Raw genomic sequence first — 24443 nt, 5'->3', positions numbered from 1 at the left:
CATCTAATAAACATCTCTTTGATAACGTTGCTGCTGCTTTAAATTGTTGATATATTCTGCTGCCTGCTCAGCTGCTTTTGCCCCTTGCTCTGCAATAATGGCATGAAGCGTTTTATCAACATCAGCCGCCATTGTCTTCTCATCGCCACATACATAAATGACAGCACCTTGCTCAATCCACTCATATAGCTCCTTTGCATGCTCCTGTAAGCGATGCTGGACGTATACTTTCTCCTCACCATCACGTGAAAATGCTGTTGTCAAATTTGTTAATGAGCCATCCTTTACCCAGCCCTGCCAATCTGTTTGATAGAGGAAGTCAGTCACGAAATGCTGGTCACCAAAAAATAGCCATGACTTGCCTTCCGCTCCGCGTGCTGCACGCTCCTCCACGAATGAGCGGAATGGTGCAATCCCTGTACCAGCACCAATCATAATAATTGGTATATTGTCATCCTGTGGTAATTTAAAATTCGGATTCGCATGAATATAAATAGGCAGCTTTTGCCCAATCTCAATGCGCTCTGCAATTTGACCTGAGCAAACACCAAGCCGATCGCGCCCATCTGTCTCGTAGCTCACTTTGCCGATTGTTAAATGCGCCTCTTCCTCGTTTGCTTCCTGACTTGAGGCAATCGAGTATAAGCGTGCTGGAATTTTGCGCAATAGCTCAACAAATTGCTGCGCATTCCACGAAAATGGACCAAAGCTTCGTACCACATCTAATAAATCTCGACCGTATACATAGTCCTTCCACTTCTGATCATCTTGTAAAAGCTCCGCTAAATCCGAATTGACTGTAAAGTTTTGAATTTTTTGTAGCAACGGCTTTGATAATACCGTAATTTCAAGCTTTCTTTGTAGCACTTCACCTAATGGTACAGCTTGCTCATCCACTTGAACGATTTCCTCTTGCTGGAAGCCTAATGCTTCAATTAATAAGCGAACTAGCTGTTCATCGTTTTCAGGTAAAATGCCAATGCTATCACCTGGCGCGTATGTTAATCCTGATTCCTCTAATGAAAGTTCAACATGGTATGTCGCTTTATTAGAGCCGCGTCCATTTAAATTAATTTTTTCAAGCACCTCTGCATAAAATGGATTCTTTTTCGAATATTGTGTACTACTAGGATCTTTCGTTACCACACTTGTTTGCGAGACAGTAGCTGGAGCCACTGTGACTAATGCATTTTTCACGTTTTCAAACCAACCTGCTGCTAAGTCATCATAATCTAAATCACAGTCAACACGTGGCACGATGCGCTGTGCACCAAGCTTTGCTAATTGCTCATCAAAGTCAGCACCTGTTTTGCAGAAAAACTCGTAAGAGCTATCGCCAAGCGCTAACACAGAATACTGTATACTCTCTAGCTTCGGCGCCCGTTTGCTATATAAAAATTCATGGAATTGAATCGCATTATCTGGCGGTGTCCCCTCGCCATGTGTACTCGTAATAATAAATAAATTTGTTAACTTCTTTAGCTGATTTGTTTTAAATGCTGACATTGCTAAGACGGTTGCCTCTACACCAGCGTCCTTCAGTTCTTTCCCAAGCTTTTCCGCTAAGCTTTGAGCATTACCTGTTTGCGAGCCATATAAAATCGTTGCTGATTGCGGCTCTGTAGCAATCACCTTTACCTCTTCTGCTGTGTCAATAACCGGCACTACTGCTGTCGCTGGTACAACGCTTAAATAACCTGTTAACCAAATTTTTTGATAGTCATTTAATGTAGGTAATAGCGTGTTTAATTGTTTTACTTGCTCCTCACTAAAAGGGCTGTTCAATACTTGTAAAGTCAAGTTTTCCACCTCTCGAATCATTAGCTAATTATTTCAAACGAATTTTTTCGTTCTTTTCAATTTGAACGACATGCCCATCTTGTATAACGAGTGTAATCGTTCCAAATTTAATCGACCCTAACATTTCTTTAATGCTTTCAAGTGTAAGCTCACTATTGCTCTTTTGCTTTGTCATTCATGTCCCCCCTTATTTGCAAAGCCTCTTGCACTCGCTCTATTAATACTTGCTGAACATTGTCGTCATAACCTAAACTGGAGCATAAAATGACGCGCGAACAGTCAAATTCCGATGCTCTTATATCTTTTTCAATCCCTTTGCTTAACAGCCCAGAAAATAATAAATATGGCACGATAAATAATTGCTTCACATTGCGTTCTTTAATCGCTTCTAGCGCATCTTGAAAGGCTGGACCTGCTCCATATAAAAAGCATGCCTTAACAGATGAAAAGCCAAATTTGCTGCGCACATGCTCACTAATTTCCTGCATATCTCGCACAACAGCTGTATCGCTGCTGCCTCGCCCTATTAATAGCACCTCTGCTTCGTGTGAAATTTCAATTTGTTGCTCCTGAATGCGCTTATAAATGGTAGCAATTAATTTGTCGTGAATTCCAAATGGTCGCCCAAGTGTAAATTGCACATGTGGATAAAGCTGCTGCGCTTTTTCTATTTCTAACGGAATATCCTCCTTGGCATGCTGCGCTGTTAATAGCAGCAATGGCACAATCGCTATTGTTGTTGCTCCTTGTGCTACACAACGCCCAACACCCTGCACTATATCTGGCTCTACTAGCTCTAAAAACGCAATCTCCTGAATTTCAATAGGAATTTGCTGTTTAACCGCTTCAATAAATTGAAGGGCCTCCTCCACTCCTTGCTTTAGTCTTGTGCCATGACCGATATATAAAATAGCCTGCATTTCTACACAACACTTTCACTTAATTGATTTTGCGCCTCAAACCATTGAATTTTTTCTCGCAATGAAACCACTTCTCCAACAATAATAATGCTAGGATTTTTCACATTGCTCTCCAATGCAATGTCAACAATTGTCTCAAGCGTCCCTGTAACGGTTTGCTGTTCTTCAAATGTCCCCATATGAACAAGGGCAACAGGCGTTGTCGCAGTACGCCCATATTTTAATAGTTGATTACAAATATAAGGTAAATTGCCAACACCCATATAAATCGCTAATGTATCGACGCCATTAGCAAGGCTTTCCCATTTAATTGAATCATCCTTCCCTTCTCTCATATGCCCTGTCACAATAGCAAAGCTTGAGCCAAGATCACGATGCGTCACAGGGATGCCTGCATAGGCTGGCGCTGCAATACCAGATGTAATTCCTGGAACAATTTCATATGGAATATGGTGGCTTGCTAATACTTCTGCCTCCTCGGCACCACGTCCAAAGACAAATGGGTCTCCACCCTTTAAACGCGTTACCACCTTACCTTGCTTTGCATACTGTACAAGTGAATGGTTAATATGCTCTTGAATCATCGCATGGCGATTTGGCAGCTTTCCACAAAAAATCAATTGTGCATTTGGCTTTGCATAGCTTAATAACTCATGATTAATTAAACGATCATATAAAATAACATCCGCTTCTTTAATACAACGAAGTCCTTTTACCGTGATAAGCTCTACATCTCCAGGCCCAGCACCAACAATATAAACTTTACCCATGAACTACCCCTCCAATACTTATAGGTAAACTATGTTTTAAAAACTAATAATTCCAATAAGTTTACTTTACTATATGCTCATTGATTGGTAAAATAACAATTAATAATCGAGGCTATCAGCAAATATAATCGTGTGGAAGAAAGGGGATTGCTAGATGAATATTGAGGAGCTTCATACGTTTATTAAGTTATGCGAAATAAAAAATTTCACAAAAACCGCTGATGCACTATGCATGTCACAGCCAACAGTAAGCTTACATATTAAAAACTTAGAAAGGGAATTTCAAACACAGCTTTTCCAACGTTCCCCTAAGCTACTTTGCATTACACCTACTGGGGAAATATTGCTAGAGCGAGCGAGACAAATGGTACAGCTCTATGAACAAACAAGTCAGGAGCTATTAGATTATCACCATACAGTGCAAGGTCATCTAAAAATCGGTGCAAGCTTTACAATTGGTGAATACATCCTTCCTCCATTACTTGTTAAATTAAAAGAACAATACCCCGAGCTTTCCTTTCAAATTATTATTGGTAATACTGAGGAAATTGTTCAATGTGCTAAGCTTTTTCAAGTTGATATCGGCTTAGTTGAAGGCAAAACAAACGAAAAAGAGATTATCGTAGAGCCGTTTAAAGATGATGAGCTAGTAATTGTTTCCGCCGCCTGCCATCCGTTAGCAGCTAAAAAAAATGTGTCAATTGCTGATTTGCAAAATGAAGATTGGATTACGCGTGAAATTGGCTCAGGAACAGGCGAATATTTAAAGCAGTTTTTACAAGCAAATGAGCTGAAAGTAAAAACATTAATGTCCATTAGCAGCATCCAAGGAATAAAGGAAACTGTTATGAATAATTTAGGTCTTTCCATGCTATCAAAAAGTGTTATCGAACGAGATTTAAAGACGGGTGAAATGCATGTAATACAGCTCGATGCCCCTCCTCTTTTACGGACACTATCGTACATTTACGCACCTTCAATGAAAGAAAAAAGGAATGTCAACATATTCATTGAAGCATTGCGTCAACTATTTTAAGAAATGGAGCTTATGTAAATGAAAAACCTTATACAAATTTTAGAGCCGATTCGTATCGCCTTTAAAGCCGGCCAAGAAATTTTAACTGTTTATCATACAAACGAGATGAACATCGAATTAAAAAATGATGAATCTCCTGTCACAATTGCAGACAAAAGGGCACATCAAATTATTTATTCACAGCTTATCAGCAGCTATCCACATATTCCTGTCATTAGTGAGGAGGGCGAGCTTGCAGATTATACAGAGCGCAGCAAATGGCATGCTTTATGGCTAGTTGACCCGCTAGATGGCACAAAGGAATTTATTAAACGCAACGGGGAATTCACCGTCAATATCGCCCTTGTTGAAGATGGCACACCTGTGCTTGGCGTTATTTATTGTCCTGTACTTGATACAATGTATTTTGCCTCTAGCGAACTCGGCTCATATCAATTAATCAATTGCACTCAACGTCTCGAAAAAATTGATAGCGAAGGTGCATTGTTAACAATTGCTCAAAAGTTGCCTATCGAAACAGCTAGAGAATCCTTTGCTATCGCTGTAAGTCGCTCACATTTTTCCAACGAGACAGAGGCATATATTCAAAAAATGCGGGAGCAGCATCAACAAATCGAGCTTGTAACATCTGGTAGCTCCATTAAAATGTGCCTCGTCGCAGAAGGTAAGGTTGATGTCTACCCCCGCTTCAGCTACTCAATGGAATGGGATACCGCTGCTGGTGAAGCCATCGTAAAATATAGTGGCGGCCAAGTACTTGATACGACAACAAATCAGCCTTTGCTCTATAATAAAGCGCAATTAAAAAATCCATTCCATATTGTGACAGGAGCATAGAAAATCCTATTATCTAAAGTGTAAGAAAGCCATTTTTCACAATGAATTCTTACACTTTTTAATTTCTCTGACTAACAAATTGCTTGCGTGCGAATTACTATTTTCCACCTATCTTCAATACTTCTTTGACAATATAATCCGCCGCATCCTCTAAGGAAATATCGCTTGTGTCAATTGTAATATGCGGTTTTTCCGGCTCCTCATATGGGCTCGAAATCCCTGTGAAATCAGCTATTTCCTGAGCACGAGCTTTTTGGTAAAGCCCTTTAACATCACGTTTTTCACATACTTCAAGCGGTGTGCTCACATATATTTCAATATAAGCATCTCCGACGATTTGCTGTGCTTTGCGGCGATCCTGCTCAAAAGGTGAGATAAACGATGTTAATGTAATTAATCCCGCATCGTTCATCAGCTTCGCCACCTCTGCGATGCGGCGAATATTTTCGATACGTCCAGCTTCTTCAAAGCCCAAATCTTTATTTAATCCTAATCGCACATTATCACCATCAAGCAGCATCGTATGGTAGCCCAATGATACAAGGCGCTTTTCTACTTCGTTTGCTAGTGTCGATTTCCCTGAGCCAGAAAGCCCTGTGAACCATAATGTTAATGGCTTTTGTCCTTTTTGCTCAGCACGCACCTCGCGCGTCACATCTGTTTGCTGCCAAAAAATATTTTTATTATCTTCAACAGCCTCTTGCACGACACCGCATGCCGCAGTCATATTCGTAATGCGATCAATTAAAATAAAATTGCCTAATGCCTCATTTCGTTCAAAGGCATCAAAAACAACCTTTTCAGATAATGCAATATCACATGTCGCCAACTCATTTTTAGTAATTTTATCCGCCTTTAAATGCTGGCCTGTATTAATGTCCACCTTATGATGAATTGCAACAATTGTGCTAGGAATCGTTTTCGTTCCTACTTTAATGAAATAATTTTTTCCAACCTCAAGCTCTGTATCATCCATCCATAAAATTTGAGCCGTCAACAAATCCGCTACTGCAATTTCCCTGTCTGTCGTTAATACACAGCCGCGCGAAACATCTACCTCTCTGTGTAATTGGATTGTCACAGGCTGCCCCGCACTAGCCACTTGCACTTCACGATCTGTGACGAAAATGCTTTTTACCTTCGCCTTTTCATTGCTTGGCAATGTCGTAATTTCATCACCGACTGCGATTTTCCCTGCCTCAATTTGTCCTTGGAAGCCTCGGAATGTATGGTTCGGTCTACTCACACGTTGAACAGGCATTAAGAAAAAATCTTGCTCTTGCTCTTGATGAATGTCCACTGACTCTAAATAAGGCAGCAACGCTAAACCATCGTACCATGGCGTATTTGCAGATTTTTTCGTAATATTGTCTCCGTTCGTCGCAGAAACTGGAATTACTTGCACACTCTCTAAACGAAACTCCTCAATCAACTGCAAGAAGTCATTTTTAATTTTCGTAAAGCGTACTTCATTAAAATTCACTAAATCCATCTTATTGATAGCAAGCACAAGATTTTTTACACCCATTAGCGCACAAATACGTGCATGACGCTTCGTTTGTGTAATAACGCCCTTTGTTGCATCTACTAAAATAATCGCAAGGTCTGCAAAGGAAGCCCCCACAGCCATATTACGTGTATATTCCTCATGCCCTGGAGTATCCGCCACAATAAATGAACGATGGTCTGTTGTAAAATAACGATAAGCAACATCAATTGTTATTCCTTGCTCACGCTCTGCCAGCAAGCCATCTAAAAGCAGTGAATAATCAATTTCCCCACCGCGGCTTCCTAGCTTGCTATCTAGCTCCAAAGCTTTTTCTTGGTCAGCAAATAATAGCTTTGCATCATACAGCATATGGCCAATTAATGTTGATTTACCATCATCGACACTGCCGCATGTAATGAACTTCAATAAACTTTTCATTTTAGAAATACCCCTCTCGCTTACGTCTTTCCATGCTGCCAACAGCCTCTTGGTCGATTACGCGCGTTGTACGCTCGGATGTCACTGCGCCCAATGTTTCTTCAATAATCTCATCCAATGTCACCGCATTTGACTCGACACCACCTGTTAATGGATAACAGCCTAATGTACGGAAGCGAACCTTTTTCAATAACACTTCCTCATCTGGCTGTAGACGCATGCGCTCATCATCGACCATAACATAATTGCCCTCACGATAAACGACAGGTCTTTCCTTTGCAAAATAAAGCGGTACAATATCGATATTTTCTCGGCGAATATATTGCCAAATATCCTTTTCTGTCCAATTAGAAATCGGGAAAACACGTATACTTTCACCTTTATGAATTTTCGTATTAAAATGCTTCCACATTTCAGGTCGCTGGCTTTTTGGGTCCCATGCGTGATTTTTATTGCGGAATGAGAAAATACGCTCCTTTGCACGAGACTTCTCCTCATCACGTCTGCCACCACCAAAGGCTGCTGTAAAACCATATTTATTTAAACCATCCTTCAATGCCTGTGTTTTCATGATGTCCGTATAAGCTGAGCCGTGGTCAAATGGATTTATATTTTGTGCAAGCCCTTCTTCATTTGCATGCACAATCATGTCAATACCTAGCTCCTTCGCACGACGGTCGCGAAACTCTATCATCTCTTTAAATTTCCATGTCGTATCGATATGCATAAACGGAAATGGCGGCTTTTCAGGATAGAATGCTTTTAGTGCTAGATGCAGCATTACAGAGCTATCCTTACCAATCGAATAGAGCATAACAGGGTTTTCACACTCTGCTGCTACTTCCCTAATTATATAAATTGCTTCTGCCTCAAGCTGATCAAGATGTGTAAGTTCAGTCATTTGCGATTCTCCTTTTCATTACTCTGTATGAAGTCCACATTCCGTTTTTCCTTGCCCCTGCCATCTACCCGCACGCAAATCCTCTAATGTAAAAGCAGGCTTTGTGCAATGTGAGCAGCCGATGCTTGGATAGCCTTGGTCGTGCAGCACATTATACGTAAGCTCATGCTTTGATACATAGCGCCATACATCTTTCCATGTCCAATGAATGAGTGGGCAAATTTTAATTGATTTAAATCGATTATCCTTATTGATAAACTCTACATTTTGGCGTGTTTCCGATTGCTCACGGCGCAAACCAGAAATCCATGCTTTTGCTCCTGATAGCACTTCATTTAACGGCTCTAATTTGCGAATATTACAGCATTGATTCGGATTTGTTTCCCATAATTTATCGCCAAATTGCTGTGCCTGCTGCTCTAGTGTTAATGCAGGCTTTTTTAACACGATATTCAACGTCGGATATTTTTCACGTACACGCTCAATCGTTTCATACGTTTCTTTAAAATGTACATCCGTATCTAAAAAGACAATTTGTGCATCTGGCTGCACTTTAGCAATTAAATCAATGAGCACAATGCCTTCAATACCAAAGCTGCATGCATAAACGATATCTTTGCCATATTGCTCATAGCTCCATTTAATAACCTCTAAAGCCCCTTTATATTGTTCATCAATTTCAAATGATATTTCGGGATTTTCCCACGTATTATACGTTAACAAGCTACTCCCCCCTATATGATAAAATCCTCTGGGATAAACACTTTCATTTCTTTTGGACTAACATAAACGGTTTCTCCAACTTTTAAATCTAATTGTCCAAACTCCTCTTTGCTAAGCTCCACTTCAACATATGCCTCAATATCCTCGCGTCGCATTTCAATATGCCAAGTAGGTCCGACCGAATGCATAAAGGTAATTTTCGCTGCAATTTCATCCTTATTTTGTCGTATGCGCTCAACCTTTAAATGATGTGGTCGTACGTAGCCCACTGCATCCGCCCCATCTTTATCAAGGCAATCAGGTGCATCCAACTGGGCGCTACCTAAATTTAACTTTCCTTGCTGCAATCGACCGTGGAATAAATTCACATTGCCTAAGAAGTCATAAACAAAGGGGCTAACAGGTTTATCATAAACTTCTGAAGGTGTTCCAATTTGCTCAATTTTCCCTTTATTCATAATAACGATGCGGTCTGCTACATCGAGCGCTTCCTCTTGATCATGTGTGACAAAGACACTCGTTATATGCATTTCATTATGCAATTTGCGTAGCCAGCGGCGTAATTCCTTTCGAACCTTTGCATCAAGCGCCCCAAATGGCTCATCTAATAGCAGCATTTTTGGTTCCACTGCTAATGCTCGTGCTAGTGCAACACGTTGACGTTGCCCACCTGATAGCTGTGACGGATAGCGATGTGCAAAGCCACTTAGCTTTACTAGCTCTAAAAGCTCATGCACCTTTTGCTCGATATCCTTTTTCGATGGTCGCAAGCTTTTTTTGCGTACATTTAAACCGAATGCTACATTATCAAACACCGTCATATGCTTGAATAGCGCATAGTGTTGAAAAACGAAGCCAACATCCCGTTGATTGACATGCACTGTACTTAAATCTTTGCCATCAAATGCAATGCTGCCTTCCTCGATTGATTCTAGCCCTGCAATCATGCGCAAAAGTGTTGTTTTCCCTGAGCCAGATGGACCTAGCAGTGCCACTAGCTCCCCTTTACCAATCGTTAAATTAATATTTTTCAATGCTTGAAACGAGCCATAATGCTTTGTTACCTCACGTATTTCAATCGACATGCTATTCACCTACTTGTTTTTCTGTCTTATATTCAATAAATGATTTAATAATCAATGTAGCGAGTGCCAGTAACGACATCAGTGATGCTACCGCAAAGGCTGCCGAAAACTGATATTCGTTATATAAAATTTCTACATGTAAAGGCATTGTATTTGTCATGCCTCGAATTCTGCCAGATACTACTGATACAGCACCAAACTCACCGATTGCACGCGCACTACATAAAATCATGCCGTATAGTAAACCCCATTTAATCGTTGGCAATGTCACACGAATAAACATTTGCCAGCCACTCGCCCCAAGTGAAATGGCAGCTTCCTCCTCTGCCTTCCCCTGTGTTTGCATCACCGGAATAAGCTCGCGTGCAATAAATGGCAACGTCACAAACATCGTGACAATAATAATACCTGGTGTTGAAAAAATAATTTTGATTCCCCAATCCATTAAAAGCGAGCCTACAGCACTTCTTGGGCTAAACAGTAAAATAAAGATTAACCCTGCAATGACAGGAGAAATAGCGAATGGCAATTCGATTAAAGATAGCAATAATTGCTTTCCTCTAAAGTGGAATTTCGTAATACACCATGCTGCCGCTATACCAAATATCGTATTCAGTGGTACTGTGATGACAACAACAAGTAGCGTTAATTTAATCGCAGATAAAGCATCACTCTCTGTAATCGCTGCAAAATAAACAGCTGCTCCTTGCTCAAACGCCTTCACAAAAATAAAAACTAACGGTACAACTAAAAACAATGCTAAATATAGGAGCATACATGTAATTAAAACTCGTTTCATCGTTCCCCCTCCTAATCCTCTTGCAATACATGCTTTTGGCTCCATTTTTGTAGGAAATTAATAAAAATTAAACAAATAAATGAAACAACGAGCATCACAACTGCAATAGCTGTTGCTCCAGCATAGTCAAACTGCTCTAGCTTTGTCATAATCATTAACGGGGCTATTTCCGTTTTCATCGGCATATTGCCTGCGATAAAGACAACGGAGCCATATTCACCAAGCCCTCTCGCAAATGCGAGAGAAAACCCTGCTAATAAAGCTGGTAATACCTCAGGGAAAATGATTTTCCGAAAAATTTGCCCGCGCGTCGCCCCTAAGCTTGATGCAGCCTCCTCAACCTCACGCTCCAACCCTTCTAGCACAGGTTGCACCATACGTACAACGAACGGTAAACCTATAAACATCAGGGCAAGAGTAATACCGAGTGGTGTAAACGAAACTTTAATACCTAGCAAGCTAAACCATTGACCAAGCCAGCCATCCTTCGTGTACAAAGTTGTCAATGCAATACCTGCTACTGCTGTCGGTAAGGCAAAAGGTAAGTCAATTAGCCCATCGATTAATCTTTTGCCTGGGAAGCTATAGCGAACGAGCACCCATGCAATTAATAGACCAAAAATGCCATTAAAAAGAGCTGCTGCAAATGCTGTAGCAAACGATATTTTATAAGCATGCATGACGCGTTCATTCGTCACAGCCTTCCAAAAATCCACCCAGCCTAATTTAGAGGACTCAATAAATATCATGGATAGCGGAATTAAAATAAATAAGCTTAAATACAGCATTGTAATCCCCATTGACAAGCCAAAGCCTGGCAATACATTTTTCTTTTTTTTCATCATTTACACCACCATCTATTACTGGTAAATCGAATCAAACACACCATCATCACTAAAATGTGTTTGTTGTGCCTCTCTCCAGCTACCAAATTTCTCATCAATCGTAAACAATTTAATTTCAGGGAATTCGCTACGATACTTCTCAGCAATCGCTTCATTACGTGGACGATAATAATTTTTAGCGGCTATTTCTTGCCCAATATCAGAATACAAAAACTGTAAATAGGCTTCTGCCACTTCTCTCGTGCCTTTGCGATCCACATTTTTATCTACTACTGCTACTGATGGCTCCGCTAAAATACTGATGGACGGTGCAACAATTTCAAATTCATTGTTTTTCATTTCCTTCAAAGCTAATAGCGCTTCATTTTCCCAAGTAATTAAAACATCGCCAATCCCTTTTTCAACAAATGTTGTTGTCGAGCCACGCGCACCTGAATCTAGCACCTCTACATTTTTATAAATACTTGCAACAAATTCTCTAGCCTTCTCTTGATCATTTCCATATTGCTCCAATGCAAAGCCCCACGCCGCTAAATAATTCCAACGAGCTCCTCCAGATGCCTTTGGATTTGGTGTGATAACGGAAATATCTCCCTCGGCTAAATCATCCCAATCTTTAATGCCCTTTGGATTGCCTTTACGGACTAAAAAGACGATTGTTGATGTATAAGGAGCCGAATTATTGTCCAAACGGCTCATCCAGTTTTCATCAATTAATTTTTGGTCTGCAATAGCATCAATGTCGTACGCTAAAGCTAATGTCACAACATCAGCATCTAAACCATCAATAACTGAGCGTGCCTGACTACCTGAGCCACCATGTGACTGTTTAATAACAACCTCCTGCCCTTTCTCAGCTTGCCAATATGCCGCAAATTCCTTATTAAATTCGTCATATAATTCACGTGTCGGATCGTATGAGGAATTTAAAATTTGCACTTTCCCTCCAGATGCATTGCTATTAGCACAACCTGCTAATAAAAACACAGCAAATAAAATTACGCCTATCTTTTTCATAAAATCCCCCTTATATAATTATTCTTATTCGCAAAGTATGTTTTAAAGCTGCATTCTTTTATCAATTATGCCGAGGCGTAATTGCGTTCGGATTTTTTCGAACTTTTCCAAGCAGCCCTCCTTTTCAAAACCTGTGACAGCTATGAACAAAAAAGACCACTCCATAGAAAAGAATCGCTTCTTTTCTAAAAGAGTGGCCTCTAGTTTTTCTAGTGAGCTACTACAATATAATCATACTTTATTAAAACCAACTAATCTTATAGAAATAATTTAACATGAAATTACAAAATGTCAACACTATTTTCAAAAATGCATTAAGAAAATAATTCATTTGCTAAATACGCCTTCATCTTGTTTCTCTCCTAATCCAATGATTTCTCAAAAATAATTTTATGTCTGCCTTTTTCATCAATAAATGTTGAAATAATATCAAAGCCATGCTTCAAATTTGTGATGAGCATTGCCTTACGCTGATTGCGTCCATATGTACGGATTTGTTGGAAGCCTAGCTTTTGTACTTCTTTATGCTGTTGCACTATTAGATTGCTAGCAATTCCCCGTCCACGCTGGCTTTCATGCACACCACCTAGCCAGCTGTAAAATACTTGGTCAGGGTGTATGTAGCCTAGCTTAAAGCCAATCAACTGCCCATCCTCTATAGCAAATAAACAAAGCAACCCCTCTTTATTTTCAAGCTTCTCCAATCTCAGCTCTGCCCCATCAAAAACATGTGCATGAAGTGCTTGTAGCTGTGCCATATATTGATGCGGCACACCTTTCACAATCTCAATTTGCATATTATTTCACCTCCTATGCTAAAATAAGCTTAACTTTTCACAGCAAAAGTCCAATACTGACGGGATAAAAGTGCCTCAATCAGAGAGGGGGGTTCCTTGAACAAGCTTGAAAAAATCTGAACACAATTGTAATTAACAAATTTAAAGAAGGTCTTGCCTATGCTCGAAAAATTAAACATCTTTCTTCAACGCTATATTGCGATTTTAACACCACTTAGTCTTATTATTGGTGTTTTGTTTGAAAATATTTTACATCACTTGCTTTTTCTTGTTGCATGGATATTTGCCTTCATGACATTTGCTGGCAGTTTACGCATGAAATTCAAAGACTTAACCATTTTTATTAAGCATCCTATCGTAATTTTAATATCGATTGCCTTTTTACATATTGTTATGCCTTTATGGGCGTACTTGCTATCCACTATCATATTTGATGACCATTTATTAATTGTTGGCTTTGTGTTATCTGTTGCTGTACCTACTGGTGTAACGAGCATGATTTGGATTACGATTTGTAAAGGAAATATACCTTTAGGTTTATCTATTATATTAATTGATACATTACTTGCTCCAATCATTATGCCTTTTCTTTTACTCCTCGTTTCTGGGGAAAGAATTGAGCTTCAGCTATCTTCATTAATGATTAGTTTAACCTTTATGATTGTACTACCGACATTGCTAGGTATTGCCGTCAATGAATTATCAAAGGGGCAAATTCCACAAAAAATTTCGAGTAAACTTGCACCCTTTTCAAAGCTTGCTTTGTTTGCCGTCATTATGATTAATAGCAGCACAATTGCACCTTATTTAAAAAATATCAATATGGAGTTAGTTACTGTTATCAGCTTAATACTTGTTATCGCCATATGTGGCTATGTTTTCACAATGCTAATTGGACGTTATTTATTATCTGATGACAGCCATATCACAGCTTTCATCTTTACAGGAGGTATGCGCAATATCGCATTAGGTGTTGTCATCGCAACAACATATTTCCCAGCCAAGGTTGCTATGCCTGTTGTATTCGGTATGCTGTTCCAGCAAGTTTTAGCATCTGTCGTCAGTAAAGTTATGACAAAGGCTTCTACTTAATATTTTCTTAATATATAGGTATAAAGATTTATAATTTAAAATTGGATACCATTTTCAACATATAAACTATACAATAACGATAGGTATTTAGTTCAAATTATAAATAGGATGTGAGCATATGAAGGAACAATCTAAAATTTCTTTTGTTAACAGTATTTTTACGAAATTGACTTTGCTAATTATTGCCGTTATTACATTAACAGCTGGAGTAATCGGTGGGTCAAGCTACTACTTAACGAAAAAAGAGCTTGTTCAGGCAGGAGAAAACGATATTAAACACCTTGTCAACACAGCCATCGTGACATTGAGTGTCTTAGATGACCAAGTAAAGGCTGGCAATATGACATTGGAGGAGGCACAAGCACAGGCTCGCGTGCTGCTTAGTGGACCTCAGCTCGCAGAAGGCTACGATTTTAAAAATTCTTCGTTCCTTTATAAAAAGGATGGCTATTTAGTTGCTTATGATGACAATTATGCAGCAGTTCTCCATCCATCAAATCCAATCGGTCATATACCTGAGGATACGACAAATCGTGAAAACATGGTACTTGCTGCAAAGGCAACAGATGCTCACAGCCATTTTCATCATTTTAACGATATTGATGATGCAGGTAAGCAGGTAACAAAGACAGCATATATGGAACAATTCGAGCCATGGGGCTGGTATGTAGGGATGAGCGTATTTGATGCCACTTTTTATGGCGAGCTCAATAAAATAAAATGGTATATTATTACAATGACTATCATCATTACATTAATTGGCATTACACTGTTTTATATGGCTTCACGCAAAAAATTCAAGCTATTAGAAGCTATTTCGAATGCCTTTTTAGATATTGCCAACCGCAAAATCCATGCAAAATCATTACCTGAGTCAAAAGATGAAATTGGACATCTAGGACAATCCTTTAACCATATGTTAATGCAGCTACGTGATCTGATTGGTCGATTGCAGGAAACGAGTAGCCAAGCAGCAGAAACCTCTCTCTCCTTATCCGCTATTTCTGAGGAAACGGCCTCAAGCAGCGAGGAAGTGGGACGTGCTATGAATGATATCGCAAGTGGGACTGCAAGCCAGTCAACGGATTTAGAGCAAACAACACAGCAAATCGAGCGACTTAATACATCCATCGCGGCAATGAATCAACAAAACGATACGATTCAAGAAATGATGGCACAGTCTGAAACGGCGGCATATCAAGGGCAAGAAAAGGTTCAGCACCTTAAACAATCCAATGAGCAATCCTTGATTTCATCGAATGAGGTAAGCGAAAATATTGCAAGCTTACATAGTAAAATTAGCGAAATTTCAAGAATTACAACAGCAATCGAAAGCATCTCATCTGAAACAAACTTACTAGCATTAAACGCAAGTATTGAGGCGGCACGTGCGGGCGAGCACGGAAAAGGCTTTGCTGTAGTTGCCGAAGAAGTACGCAAACTAGCTGAGCAGTCCAATGAAGCAACGAAGCAAATTCAAAGCATGATTTCAACGATTGAAATCGAAACTGAAAAAACGGTACAGGCTGTTGCTGAAACAATTGACCGCTCACAACAGCTCGATATGGCTGTTAATGAGACTGAGCAGGAGTTTAGCCAAATTGTCACAGCTATTACTGCGACAACACAGGCAATTACAGTACTAAATCAGGAGTTATCAGCAATCACACTACAAAACCAAGCAATTACTGACGCTATTCAAAATGCATCGGGTATTTCTAATCAAACAGCGGCAGCGGTTGAGCAAATAACCGCCTCTATTGATGAACAAATTGGCGCAATCGCTCAAGTAGCCGTATCAGCGGAGCAATTAACAGACTTAAGCCAAACATTGAGCAGTATTGTAGAGAAATATGAGCTATAGAACTTTGACTATCACCATTTCTTCAATGTTTTAACAATAAATCAATTACGCCGAGGCGTAATTGATTTATTTAATAATATGGATGTTGGTGCTGCGGACAACCAAATAGCAGACAACCCCCATGCACATAAAAGTTCATTTCTAGCGGTGGGATATAGCCTTGCTGTAGACCCCTTGGTAAGCACTGAATTTGCTGCAATTCTGCCTGTAATTCTTGCAGACGCTCTGCCTTATCCTCAGCTGTCCAATTAGGTTCCACAGATTCATTTTCAACCTCTACTATCATTTCTCTTATATGCCGCAATGCCGTAGCTAGGATAGCGTCCATTCGCTCTACCTTCCCTAGCTTCCACAAGCTATAGCTATATCGTTCAATTGCATAGGATGAAAAAATGACTTCTCCCCATTCCCTTTCAAAATAGTCCACCGCCATTGTAAACTCACTCATCTCAATCAATAATTCTGCTAGCTCACTCCAGCCAATAAAATGGTCATCTTCATCTGACCATTGCCGAATATACGGTAAAATATCTTCACCAGCTTGTAATCGATAGTATAGCTCATATAGCTTTTCATAGCTCGATGGCTCTGCAATTTCTACAAGGCATTGTGCTGCCTGCTGCCATTTTCGATTTTCCGCATAAACATATGCTAAATTATGCAAAATAACAGGCAATCGCTCCATTTGTAATGCCTTTTCTAACATTTGCTCAGCCAGCTTATACTCACCTAAATGCGCCAATATTTGACCATATAATGCATATGGAAAAACATGATTTGGCTGCTGTACAACTACTTCCTCCGCTAAAGGCTTTGCACATATAGGCTTCTCCTCCTCATGCATATAAAACCAAGCTAAATTATGTAAATTCTCAATCGTTCGCTCATTTGCAACTAATTGTTTAACCCTTGCAAATGCCTTATCGTATTCGTTATCAACGAAGTATTGCAACGCCTTTTTCATAAAGTCCTCCTTCTCCTATGCACATATATTTAAAATAATTGTAACAAATTGTTTGGGTGCCAGGCACACATACAATTCTCACACAATTTATGTTTGACTTCTTTAGAGGATAATGATAAATTTACTAACATAGTAATTTAGTAAATTACTAAAATTGAAAGGATGATTAACAATGAAAATACCTACACATTTAAAGCATAAACCAGTTATTGTTGCGGAAAACTATGCAAATATCGATGGTCGCACTGCCTATAAAACAGATGCACAGGGGCTATCACTTGGCTTAGCACAATGGAACGATCGTGGCAAAGTCGATATTTCTGCAAAAGTATGGCGTCATACAGGGGGCAAATGGTCACGCCAATCTGAGGAATTGCCTCTACACCGCGTACTTGATTTAGCTATTTTAGTATGTGAGGCACAGCTACATTTTAAAGATGCTTATCGTTACGAAAATTTATACGATGAAGCGAATCCCGTTATTAAACGCGTTGGACTACAAGGTGATGCGATGACGGTGGAAGTATGTACGGAAAATGAGCAAATCAATGAAGATATTCAGCTTTTTAATCAAGCATTAAGCGAGGATGGCGAGCTAATTGGTGAGCGCCTACGCACATTATCACGTATTTTAAAAGAAATGGGTTATTAAAACTCTGTGAGGAAACAATATGAACGGACATTTACTACAAGATGATCAACAGCTAAGAAAAGCATTTTTTAAATTTTTAATTCCTGTCATGCTAGCAAATGTGCTGCAATCATTAGGGCAAGTAGCAGCAATGCTTATTGTTGGGCGCAATTTAGGCGATGATGCACTCGCAGCCATTGCAGCATTCTTTCCATTTTTCTTCTTTTTAATGGCATTTGCCATCGGTATTGGTTCTGGTAGCTCGATTTTAGTTGGGCAAACATACGGTGCTGGCAATCATGAGAAAATGAAGGAAGTCGTTGGTGTTACTTTAGCCTTTACTACAATTTTATCACTTGCAGTAGCTATATTTGGCGCCTTCGGAATCGAATGGATATTACGTTTTATGAAAACACCTGCTAATATTTTAGATATGAGTGTCAGCTATGCGAAGATTTTATTTTTCACACTACCAATTATGTTTTGGTACATGACATATACGACATTTATTCGTGGTGTTGGCGATTCAAAAACGCCCTTTATCTTTTTAGTAACAAGCGTTGCATTAAATATCGCCTTTTTACCACCGCTTATTTTTGGCTGGTTTGGGCTACCTGCATTTGGCTTAAACGGTGCCGCGTATGCTGCAGTATTATCGAATTTAGTCACGATGATTTTACTACTTGCCTATTTGCACAAAACAAACCATATTTTACGTTTAGACAAATCTGTTTTACAGCATTTTAAACTGAAAAAGGATATTTTAATTTCCTTATTCAAGCTAGCTATCCCAGCAAGTATTAGCATGGTGGCAATATCTGTCGCTGAAATTGCCGTTATTGGCTTCGTTAATGTTTATGGCTCAAGTGCAACAGCAGCTTACGGTGTTGTAAACCAAGTAGCAAGCTATGCACAAGTACCTGCAATGAGTATTTCCATTGCGACATCTGTATTCGTTGCGCAAGCATTAGGCGCAAACTCAACGGAAATGATTAAAAAAATCCGTAGTATGGGTGTGAAAGTAAACTATTTATTAGGTGGAGCTGTCATTTTAGTCACATATATATTTGCAGAGCCAATTTTATCGCTCTTTATTACTTCAACCGATACAGTTGATATCGCAAGAAATTATTTAATGATTACGTTTTGGAGCTATTTAATATTCGGACATACACAAACCGTTTCAGCAACAATGCGTGCAACAGGTGTCGTACTTTGGCCAACAGTTTTCCTTGTGTTAACAATTTGGCTTGTGCAAGTACCAACCGCCTTCATTTTATCTAATTACACTACCTTTAAGCTAAATGGCGTGTGGATGGCATATCCGGTAACCTTCTGTGTTCACTTCATTATGCAATATGCTTACTTTAAATTAGGCTGGCAAAAACGCACATTGCAAGCAATGCTGAAGTAATTGTAGGCTTTATTTTCAAATACAAATGTGCTCACAACATCCTCAAAGCACTCATATCGAAAATATCACCAAAAATAATTTAGGCTTTCGGAAACATGTCTTCCGAAAGCCTTTTACTATCTTATTTTACTCTTGATAATGTCATTCCATCACCGAGTGGAACGAGCACCGATTCTAGTCGTGGATGCTGCGCTACTTTTTTATTAAACCTTTTCATTACTTCTGTGTAGCGCTTTTGCTTTGCCTCAGCACTCGCTACACTCCCCCCAGCTAGCACATTATCCGTAACAATTAACGCACCTGGCTCTGCTAATTGAATGCAATATTGTAAGTAATGCTCATAATTTTCTTTATCAGCATCAATAAAGAAAAAATCGAACTTCTCATTATTTAGCGCAAGCTTTTCAAGACTTTGTAATGCTGCACCTGTATGATAGGTCACTTGCTTCTCGAAGCCTGCCTTTATCAAATGTTTATGAGCTAGCTCGGCATAATGCTCCTCTAGTTCTAAGGAGGTTAATGTTCCGCTCTCCTTGAAGCCCCTCGCAATACAAATACCGCTATAGCCACCAAGCGCTCCAATTTCAAGTACCCTTTTTGCACCAGTTATTGAAACAAGCAATGTTAGCAATTTACCTGATGATGGTGATACCGAAATAGCAGGCATGCCGTTTTCTTCGATAGCTGCTGCAACGTCTGCTAAAAGTGCGTCCTCTGTTGAAAAGGTGGCATCAATGTATTGATTAATTTGCTTTATCATTTTGCTGCTCCTTAGCTTCATCCCCCTGAATTTCATCAGCATGTATTTCAAATAGCTGTGTAAATTCGTTAATGACCATATCAAGTGCTTTTAGCTCGCCAATTAATATTTGCTGAATCGATTGAAATTCTGGTTGCTCTAATTGCTGTGCGATCGTCGTGCGTTTAATTGTCAGCTGCTCTAAAAATGTCACAGCTCGCCCTCGTCGAAATGTTTTAGGACCACGTGACATCTCCTCTCTTGCACCACGTCGATGCTCCCCTCGATGCATGCCTCCTCTACCACCTCGTTGAAATTCTCCTCTATGAAAATGTTCATGTCTCATATTTATCGCTCCTTTTGTATACATTTGTATACGTTATAATATTTTAAATTGTATACATATGTATACAATTTGTCAAATTATATTTAAAGAAAGTTGTCACCATGCTAAAATAGCCTCATGATGAAATTAAAGGAGCAATAAATATGACAACCGCAAAACAATGGAAAACTGGCGCAGAAGGTCAAAAATTCGTTGCCTCATACAGCGGAGGTAAAGACAGCACACTCGCCTTATATGAGGCAATGAAAACTGGAGAAGCGATTGGTTTAATTAGCGTGCTTGAAGAAGATGGCGCACGCTCTCGCTCTCATGGAATGACAATCGACTTGGTGAAAGCACAAGCCGATGCAATTGGATTACCGCTTTATCCAACTGCAACAAGCTGGGAGGATTATGAAGCAACGTTTATTAACACATTAAAGAAAATGAAGGAGCTTGGTGCACAGGCTCTTGTAACGGGTGATCTTGATATGCCTGAGCATGGCTGCTGGCATGAGAAAGTCGCAAATATCGCTGAATTAAAGCTCGGTATGCCTTTATGGGAAGTGGATCATTCAGAAGTGGTTGACCGCTTTATTAGCCTAGGCTTTAAAACACTTATTACAACAGTTAACTTAAAATTTGGTATGTTAGAGAGTGATTTAGGGAAAGTTTTAACATATGACTATGTACAAGAATTAAAAGAACGTGGAATCGACCCTTGCGGAGAGAGCGGTGAGTTCCATACAACAGTCATTGATGGACCTATTTTTAAACATCCCATTGACATTCAACAAGGCGATATTATTCGAGATGGAGACTATGCCTTTTTGCCATTAATATTAAAATAATCAATTACACCTAAACGTAATTGCGTCCAGATTTTATCTTGGTTCAGTGATGTTTGGACATCCAATGAACCAAGATAAAATGTCGCAATACTTCAAATTCATCAACTATCATGGCAAGGGTATTAAAAAGAGCACAAACTTGTTATAGTATTTACTAGAAAATCTTATGATAAATGGTGGTGTGATAAAATTGATGAAATTTGCAAGAGATATTTTAATTATGTTATTTGGTGCATTCCTTTTTGCACTCGCAATTAACTTATTCGTTATCCCAAACGATTTGGGTGAAGGTGGAGTCACAGGGGTCACAATTATTCTTTACTATACATTAGGCTGGTCACCTAGTATTGTTAGCTTTATTATTAACGGGATACTCATTATTTTAGGGTACCGTTTCCTGAGTAAACGAACGACTATTTACACAATCATTGCAACGATATTCATCTCCTTGTTCTTACATTTAACAGAAACTTGGTCTGTGCAGTCAGATGAAATCATTATTAATGCTATTTTTGGTGGCGTTTTTGTAGGTATTGGTATCGGTTTGATTATCCGAGTTGGCGGTACAACAGCAGGTACAACGATTTTAGCACGTATGACAAACAAATTCCTTGGCTGGAACATGAGCTATGGTCTACTATTTTTTGATTTAATCGTTGTCTTTTCTTCCTACTTCATTATTGGTGCAGAAGCATTGATGCTAACAATTATGATGCTCTATATCGGAACGAAAGTAATGGAGTTTGTTATTGAAGGGATTAATACACAAAAGGCTGTCACAATCATTTCGAAAAAGCCAAATGAAATTGCAGACCAAGTGAGCACTAAAATGAATCGCGGTGTAACTGTTCTGGCAGGTCATGGTTATTATACGAAGGAACAAAAGGAAGTTCTTTATATTATTATTAGCCGACAAGAGGTTATTAAACTCAAAAATATCGTCAAAAAAGTTGACCCAAGTGCCTTTATCGCAATTCATGATGTGCGTGATGTATTTGGAGAAGGCTTTATTGAGTTATCGAAATCTTAATCAATTCAAAGTAGCTATCTGAAGGCGTTCAGATAGCTACTTATATTTTTAGCGAGGCGGATTTTGAGGGGTATTATTTTTTTGCTCTTCTGTCATTTCTTTATCGTTGCGCGTATCTAAATCATCTGGACTCAAATCTTGCGCAAACTCCTCATTTTGTGGATTTGGCTTCTTTTCCATATGGCTCACCTCCACTACTAGCGTCTCCATTTTGTTATACTTTATTCAGATGAATGAAGTACTTTCTTTTTTAATGGCGGTAAACAATAATGTACAACTTTCGCTTAGATACTAGTAATAGGCAAATCGAACAAGATCAGTACATCCAGCGACAACAGGAAATCAAGAAGGCTTGGTATACTTTAACAGAATTTCTTTTTAAAAAAGGACATAAAATTTCTCTTAAATATTGGGCGGCAGATAATCGACATAGCGATAAAGGTTATTCTAGTCACGGGGTAAATTTGTTTCTTCAATCCTATGAAGCATTAAGTATGGATTCAGATGGCTTGATGATTTTAACTACCTCTATTACCCCAAGTATTCAAAGAAAAGTATTGGAAAATACAGATGATATGTCTGAGAAAATCACGCCTTTTTTCCATATCAATATTGTTGATCATTTCGGAAATGAAATGTATAGCTCCCAAGATTTTGGAGATAATTTACTGCTATTTTTAACTGAGTATGATTTAAAATTACTAGCTAAAGAAATCCCTTTATCTATGCTTGAAAAGCCTATTCAATCAAAATAAAAAAGATGCCCTCAGAAATTTCGAGGACATCTTTTTCTAAATACCTTCAAACAGATAAGAATTCCAGCTTCTAATATGCTGTAAATCAATAAAACGAAACAACGCCCTCGCATGCCAATCGGTCGTGTCCACTTCAATTTCTACAGTTTTAATTCCCTTCTTTTGCAGTTCAAGTAACTGTCGCTTAAGTAGTGCTTGTATATGTACTTCTCCACTTTGACCGACCCAGCCTATTTCATAATGCGTCTCTGTTACAGGATGTAGCATAATATATCCTGTTATTTGCTCATCCTCTACCAACACGCCACTTAACTCTGTATCGACCTCATCATCAAACAAAAATTCCTCCCATTCCTGCCATGAGAAATTTTGTGCTGGATTATGTATATGTGTTTCCTCATAATTTCTTTTTAATGCTGAGAAAAAAGGTTCTCGTTGATGCTGTAAAATTTGTGCTAATGCAGTTATTTGAGGTATAGCCTGTATATTTTCTAGCTTCGCAAGTAGCGCAGCAATCGAAAACGTTGCCATATATGTTTGACGAAAAAGCTGAAAGCCAGCTTGCTCCGCCATTTTGATTTTGCTCTGTTCATCTTCCCAGCATGAAAACATCACGTTCTTTTGCGACTGCAATAGTGATTCAAGTAGTGCTGGCATTGGCTCTAACGCAAAAAATTGTATATATTTTGCCATTGGGTGAAAATCATTGAACCAGCTCATTGCTATTCCTGTTACTACTGCATCTTTTGTTGCAATAAATAATTCCTTGTATTTTTTGCTATCTAGTCGCCATTTCACTTCAGTTAATTGTACTAAAAGCTCTGGGTGGATAGTATCATCCATAAACTCTTGAATTTTTCTCACTTTATACATTATTTATCCTCCGTACAAAAAAAGAATGGCCGTACCTCAGCCATCCCTCTTTCCTAACTATTTACGCCAAAACGTAGCGCAATCAGCCTTATCAGCAATATTGTAATCAATAATTTTCTCTAACAGCGCATAATCTACAGGCTGCTCCCACTTAATGCGCCATAAGTTATCCGTATGTGTGTAGCCAGCTTCTTTAATCGCCTCTGCAAATTGAACAATTCCCTCTTTTTCTGGGCTTATTGCCATATGCTGCTTAGCAATACTAAAGCCGATAATAAATGTATCATGATCTGTGAACATCGGCTGATTCCAAGCAATTTTCGTGCCTAAGTTCGGAAATGTTGTTGCTATCCATGTTAGCACCTCTTCCACTCGTTCGCGTTGCTGCTCATTGTCTATCTTCTCTAAATACTCTGCAAAAGCTTCCATTGCTTCTCTCTCCTTTTAA

General features: G+C 39.1%; 26 protein-coding genes and 1 pseudogene. 9 read left to right on the top strand and 18 right to left on the bottom strand.

Translation table 11 applies throughout. The annotated features are described in order from the left end of the window. Positions 1-3: 3 nt before the first annotated feature. Genes M3Z76_RS06100 through cobA form a run of 4 tightly spaced genes read right to left on the bottom strand, consistent with a single transcriptional unit; the run spans position 4 to position 3490 of the window. On the bottom strand, positions 4-1800 hold the full coding sequence (locus M3Z76_RS06100; protein ID WP_293921809.1) for an assimilatory sulfite reductase (NADPH) flavoprotein subunit: 1797 nt from the start codon (positions 1798-1800) through the stop codon (positions 4-6). A 28-nt stretch (positions 1801-1828) separates the two neighbouring features. Further along, positions 1829-1975: a YezD family protein gene (locus M3Z76_RS06095; RefSeq protein WP_293921813.1), complete on the bottom strand. Its 147-nt coding sequence runs from the start codon at positions 1973-1975 to the stop codon at positions 1829-1831. Beyond that, positions 1953-2720 (bottom strand): sirohydrochlorin chelatase, encoded by a 768-nt coding sequence (locus tag M3Z76_RS06090; RefSeq protein ID WP_293921815.1) that lies wholly within the window; start codon positions 2718-2720, stop codon positions 1953-1955. Before M3Z76_RS06090 ends, M3Z76_RS06095 begins: the two co-directional genes overlap by 23 nt. A gap of 2 nt (positions 2721-2722) precedes the next feature. Continuing rightward, on the bottom strand, positions 2723-3490 hold the full coding sequence (gene cobA, locus M3Z76_RS06085) for a uroporphyrinogen-III C-methyltransferase (RefSeq protein ID WP_293921817.1): 768 nt from the start codon (positions 3488-3490) through the stop codon (positions 2723-2725). A 154-nt stretch (positions 3491-3644) separates the two neighbouring features. Between cobA and M3Z76_RS06080 the strand changes: the two genes are divergently transcribed. After that, the gene (locus tag M3Z76_RS06080; RefSeq protein ID WP_293921819.1) at positions 3645-4526 is read left to right on the top strand and encodes a LysR family transcriptional regulator; all 882 of its coding nucleotides are present in this window, start codon (positions 3645-3647) and stop codon (positions 4524-4526) included. 18 nt (positions 4527-4544) lie between these two features. Continuing rightward, positions 4545-5363, top strand: a complete 819-nt coding sequence (gene cysQ, locus M3Z76_RS06075; protein WP_293921823.1) for a 3'(2'),5'-bisphosphate nucleotidase CysQ — start codon at positions 4545-4547, stop codon at positions 5361-5363. 97 nt (positions 5364-5460) lie between these two features. On the opposite strand, the gene cysC is transcribed toward cysQ, so the two are convergent. The 8 genes and pseudogenes from cysC to M3Z76_RS06035 form a co-directional block, all read right to left on the bottom strand. Further along, complete coding sequence (cysC, locus tag M3Z76_RS06070) at positions 5461-7290, bottom strand: adenylyl-sulfate kinase (protein ID WP_293921826.1); 1830 nt, start codon at positions 7288-7290, stop codon at positions 5461-5463. Position 7291: 1 nt separating this feature from the next. Beyond that, the gene (gene cysD / locus M3Z76_RS06065; RefSeq protein WP_293921829.1) at positions 7292-8191 is read right to left on the bottom strand and encodes a sulfate adenylyltransferase subunit CysD; all 900 of its coding nucleotides are present in this window, start codon (positions 8189-8191) and stop codon (positions 7292-7294) included. A gap of 18 nt (positions 8192-8209) precedes the next feature. Further along, positions 8210-8914: a phosphoadenylyl-sulfate reductase gene (locus M3Z76_RS06060; RefSeq protein ID WP_293921831.1), complete on the bottom strand. Its 705-nt coding sequence runs from the start codon at positions 8912-8914 to the stop codon at positions 8210-8212. An 11-nt stretch (positions 8915-8925) separates the two neighbouring features. Beyond that, complete coding sequence (locus tag M3Z76_RS06055) at positions 8926-9999, bottom strand: sulfate/molybdate ABC transporter ATP-binding protein (RefSeq protein WP_293921833.1); 1074 nt, start codon at positions 9997-9999, stop codon at positions 8926-8928. Position 10000: 1 nt separating this feature from the next. Next, positions 10001-10789 (bottom strand): annotated as a pseudogene (cysW, locus tag M3Z76_RS06050) (sulfate ABC transporter permease subunit CysW); the annotation flags it as partial. A 20-nt stretch (positions 10790-10809) separates the two neighbouring features. Beyond that, the gene (gene cysT / locus M3Z76_RS06045; RefSeq protein WP_293921924.1) at positions 10810-11640 is read right to left on the bottom strand and encodes a sulfate ABC transporter permease subunit CysT; all 831 of its coding nucleotides are present in this window, start codon (positions 11638-11640) and stop codon (positions 10810-10812) included. 18 nt (positions 11641-11658) lie between these two features. Then, positions 11659-12660, bottom strand: a complete 1002-nt coding sequence (locus M3Z76_RS06040) for a sulfate ABC transporter substrate-binding protein (protein WP_293921838.1) — start codon at positions 12658-12660, stop codon at positions 11659-11661. Positions 12661-13022: 362 nt separating this feature from the next. After that, on the bottom strand, positions 13023-13457 hold the full coding sequence (locus M3Z76_RS06035) for a GNAT family N-acetyltransferase (protein WP_293921841.1): 435 nt from the start codon (positions 13455-13457) through the stop codon (positions 13023-13025). A gap of 159 nt (positions 13458-13616) precedes the next feature. On the opposite strand from M3Z76_RS06035, the gene M3Z76_RS06030 reads away from it, so the two are divergent. Both M3Z76_RS06030 and M3Z76_RS06025 read left to right on the top strand, forming a co-directional pair. Then, the gene (locus M3Z76_RS06030) at positions 13617-14549 is read left to right on the top strand and encodes a bile acid:sodium symporter family protein (RefSeq protein WP_293921844.1); all 933 of its coding nucleotides are present in this window, start codon (positions 13617-13619) and stop codon (positions 14547-14549) included. 118 nt (positions 14550-14667) lie between these two features. Next, positions 14668-16413, top strand: coding sequence for a methyl-accepting chemotaxis protein (locus M3Z76_RS06025; RefSeq protein WP_293921847.1), 1746 nt, complete (start codon positions 14668-14670; stop codon positions 16411-16413). 70 nt (positions 16414-16483) lie between these two features. On the opposite strand, the gene M3Z76_RS06020 is transcribed toward M3Z76_RS06025, so the two are convergent. Continuing rightward, the gene (locus tag M3Z76_RS06020) at positions 16484-17377 is read right to left on the bottom strand and encodes a tetratricopeptide repeat protein (protein ID WP_293921849.1); all 894 of its coding nucleotides are present in this window, start codon (positions 17375-17377) and stop codon (positions 16484-16486) included. Positions 17378-17549: 172 nt separating this feature from the next. On the opposite strand from M3Z76_RS06020, the gene M3Z76_RS06015 reads away from it, so the two are divergent. Together M3Z76_RS06015 and M3Z76_RS06010 are read left to right on the top strand one after the other, a co-directional pair. Next, complete coding sequence (locus M3Z76_RS06015; RefSeq protein ID WP_293921852.1) at positions 17550-18029, top strand: DUF6530 family protein; 480 nt, start codon at positions 17550-17552, stop codon at positions 18027-18029. 19 nt (positions 18030-18048) lie between these two features. Beyond that, positions 18049-19422: an MATE family efflux transporter gene (locus M3Z76_RS06010; RefSeq protein ID WP_293921854.1), complete on the top strand. Its 1374-nt coding sequence runs from the start codon at positions 18049-18051 to the stop codon at positions 19420-19422. Positions 19423-19543: 121 nt separating this feature from the next. On the opposite strand, the gene M3Z76_RS06005 is transcribed toward M3Z76_RS06010, so the two are convergent. Together M3Z76_RS06005 and M3Z76_RS06000 are read right to left on the bottom strand one after the other, a co-directional pair. Next, positions 19544-20179 (bottom strand): O-methyltransferase, encoded by a 636-nt coding sequence (locus M3Z76_RS06005; RefSeq protein ID WP_293921927.1) that lies wholly within the window; start codon positions 20177-20179, stop codon positions 19544-19546. Next, a complete protein-coding gene (locus M3Z76_RS06000) occupies positions 20166-20507 on the bottom strand; it encodes a hypothetical protein (protein ID WP_483310144.1) in 342 nt (113 codons plus the stop codon). The genes M3Z76_RS06005 and M3Z76_RS06000 overlap by 14 nt, the downstream gene beginning before the upstream one ends. 143 nt (positions 20508-20650) lie before the next feature. On the opposite strand from M3Z76_RS06000, the gene M3Z76_RS05995 reads away from it, so the two are divergent. Together M3Z76_RS05995 and M3Z76_RS05990 are read left to right on the top strand one after the other, a co-directional pair. Further along, positions 20651-21337, top strand: coding sequence for a Dph6-related ATP pyrophosphatase (locus tag M3Z76_RS05995; RefSeq protein WP_293921856.1), 687 nt, complete (start codon positions 20651-20653; stop codon positions 21335-21337). Between the two features lie 193 nt (positions 21338-21530). After that, on the top strand, positions 21531-22367 hold the full coding sequence (locus tag M3Z76_RS05990) for a YitT family protein (RefSeq protein ID WP_293921857.1): 837 nt from the start codon (positions 21531-21533) through the stop codon (positions 22365-22367). A gap of 48 nt (positions 22368-22415) precedes the next feature. Here the strand turns inward: M3Z76_RS05990 and M3Z76_RS05985 are convergent, their stop codons facing one another. Further along, positions 22416-22547 carry a hypothetical protein gene (locus M3Z76_RS05985; protein ID WP_293921858.1) on the bottom strand — a complete coding sequence of 44 codons (132 nt, stop codon included), beginning with the start codon at positions 22545-22547 and terminating at the stop codon, positions 22416-22418. An 89-nt stretch (positions 22548-22636) separates the two neighbouring features. Here M3Z76_RS05985 and M3Z76_RS05980 point away from each other — a divergent pair, with 89 nt between their 5' ends. Beyond that, the gene (locus M3Z76_RS05980; RefSeq protein ID WP_293921860.1) at positions 22637-23122 is read left to right on the top strand and encodes a hypothetical protein; all 486 of its coding nucleotides are present in this window, start codon (positions 22637-22639) and stop codon (positions 23120-23122) included. 36 nt (positions 23123-23158) lie between these two features. Here the strand turns inward: M3Z76_RS05980 and M3Z76_RS05975 are convergent, their stop codons facing one another. Further along, a complete protein-coding gene (locus M3Z76_RS05975; protein WP_293921862.1) occupies positions 23159-23995 on the bottom strand; it encodes a hypothetical protein in 837 nt (278 codons plus the stop codon). 57 nt (positions 23996-24052) lie between these two features. Continuing rightward, positions 24053-24424: an iron chaperone gene (locus M3Z76_RS05970; RefSeq protein WP_293921864.1), complete on the bottom strand. Its 372-nt coding sequence runs from the start codon at positions 24422-24424 to the stop codon at positions 24053-24055. Positions 24425-24443: the final 19 nt, after the last annotated feature.

The sequence above is a fragment of the Metasolibacillus sp. genome (genome assembly GCF_025291715.1).
Classification (GTDB): domain Bacteria; phylum Bacillota; class Bacilli; order Bacillales_A; family Planococcaceae; genus Metasolibacillus; species Metasolibacillus louembei.
The sequence above is the reverse complement of the archived record's forward strand: the minus strand, read 5'-3'. Positions and strand labels throughout refer to the sequence as shown.

Bases quoted from the DNA above. Each gene is read 5' to 3' on its own strand.
- M3Z76_RS06095 (WP_293921813.1), bottom strand. From the start codon at position 1,975: ATGACAAAGCAAAAGAGCAATAGTGAGCTTACACTTGAAAGCATTAAA.
- M3Z76_RS06090 (WP_293921815.1), bottom strand. From the start codon at position 2,720: ATGCAGGCTATTTTATATATCGGTCATGGCACAAGACTAAAGCAAGGA.
- cobA (WP_293921817.1), bottom strand. From the start codon at position 3,490: ATGGGTAAAGTTTATATTGTTGGTGCTGGGCCTGGAGATGTAGAGCTT.
- M3Z76_RS06080 (WP_293921819.1), top strand. From the start codon at position 3,645: ATGAATATTGAGGAGCTTCATACGTTTATTAAGTTATGCGAAATAAAA.
- cysQ (WP_293921823.1), top strand. From the start codon at position 4,545: ATGAAAAACCTTATACAAATTTTAGAGCCGATTCGTATCGCCTTTAAA.
- cysC (WP_293921826.1), bottom strand. From the start codon at position 7,290: ATGAAAAGTTTATTGAAGTTCATTACATGCGGCAGTGTCGATGATGGT.
- cysD (WP_293921829.1), bottom strand. From the start codon at position 8,191: ATGACTGAACTTACACATCTTGATCAGCTTGAGGCAGAAGCAATTTAT.
- M3Z76_RS06055 (WP_293921833.1), bottom strand. From the start codon at position 9,999: ATGTCGATTGAAATACGTGAGGTAACAAAGCATTATGGCTCGTTTCAA.
- cysT (WP_293921924.1), bottom strand. From the start codon at position 11,640: ATGAAAAAAAAGAAAAATGTATTGCCAGGCTTTGGCTTGTCAATGGGG.
- M3Z76_RS06040 (WP_293921838.1), bottom strand. From the start codon at position 12,660: ATGAAAAAGATAGGCGTAATTTTATTTGCTGTGTTTTTATTAGCAGGT.
- M3Z76_RS06035 (WP_293921841.1), bottom strand. From the start codon at position 13,457: ATGCAAATTGAGATTGTGAAAGGTGTGCCGCATCAATATATGGCACAG.
- M3Z76_RS06030 (WP_293921844.1), top strand. From the start codon at position 13,617: ATGCTCGAAAAATTAAACATCTTTCTTCAACGCTATATTGCGATTTTA.
- M3Z76_RS06025 (WP_293921847.1), top strand. From the start codon at position 14,668: ATGAAGGAACAATCTAAAATTTCTTTTGTTAACAGTATTTTTACGAAA.
- M3Z76_RS06020 (WP_293921849.1), bottom strand. From the start codon at position 17,377: ATGAAAAAGGCGTTGCAATACTTCGTTGATAACGAATACGATAAGGCA.
- M3Z76_RS06015 (WP_293921852.1), top strand. From the start codon at position 17,550: ATGAAAATACCTACACATTTAAAGCATAAACCAGTTATTGTTGCGGAA.
- M3Z76_RS06010 (WP_293921854.1), top strand. From the start codon at position 18,049: ATGAACGGACATTTACTACAAGATGATCAACAGCTAAGAAAAGCATTT.
- M3Z76_RS06000 (WP_483310144.1), bottom strand. From the start codon at position 20,507: ATGAGACATGAACATTTTCATAGAGGAGAATTTCAACGAGGTGGTAGA.
- M3Z76_RS05995 (WP_293921856.1), top strand. From the start codon at position 20,651: ATGACAACCGCAAAACAATGGAAAACTGGCGCAGAAGGTCAAAAATTC.
- M3Z76_RS05990 (WP_293921857.1), top strand. From the start codon at position 21,531: ATGAAATTTGCAAGAGATATTTTAATTATGTTATTTGGTGCATTCCTT.
- M3Z76_RS05985 (WP_293921858.1), bottom strand. From the start codon at position 22,547: ATGGAAAAGAAGCCAAATCCACAAAATGAGGAGTTTGCGCAAGATTTG.
- M3Z76_RS05980 (WP_293921860.1), top strand. From the start codon at position 22,637: ATGTACAACTTTCGCTTAGATACTAGTAATAGGCAAATCGAACAAGAT.
- M3Z76_RS05975 (WP_293921862.1), bottom strand. From the start codon at position 23,995: ATGTATAAAGTGAGAAAAATTCAAGAGTTTATGGATGATACTATCCAC.
- M3Z76_RS05970 (WP_293921864.1), bottom strand. From the start codon at position 24,424: ATGGAAGCTTTTGCAGAGTATTTAGAGAAGATAGACAATGAGCAGCAA.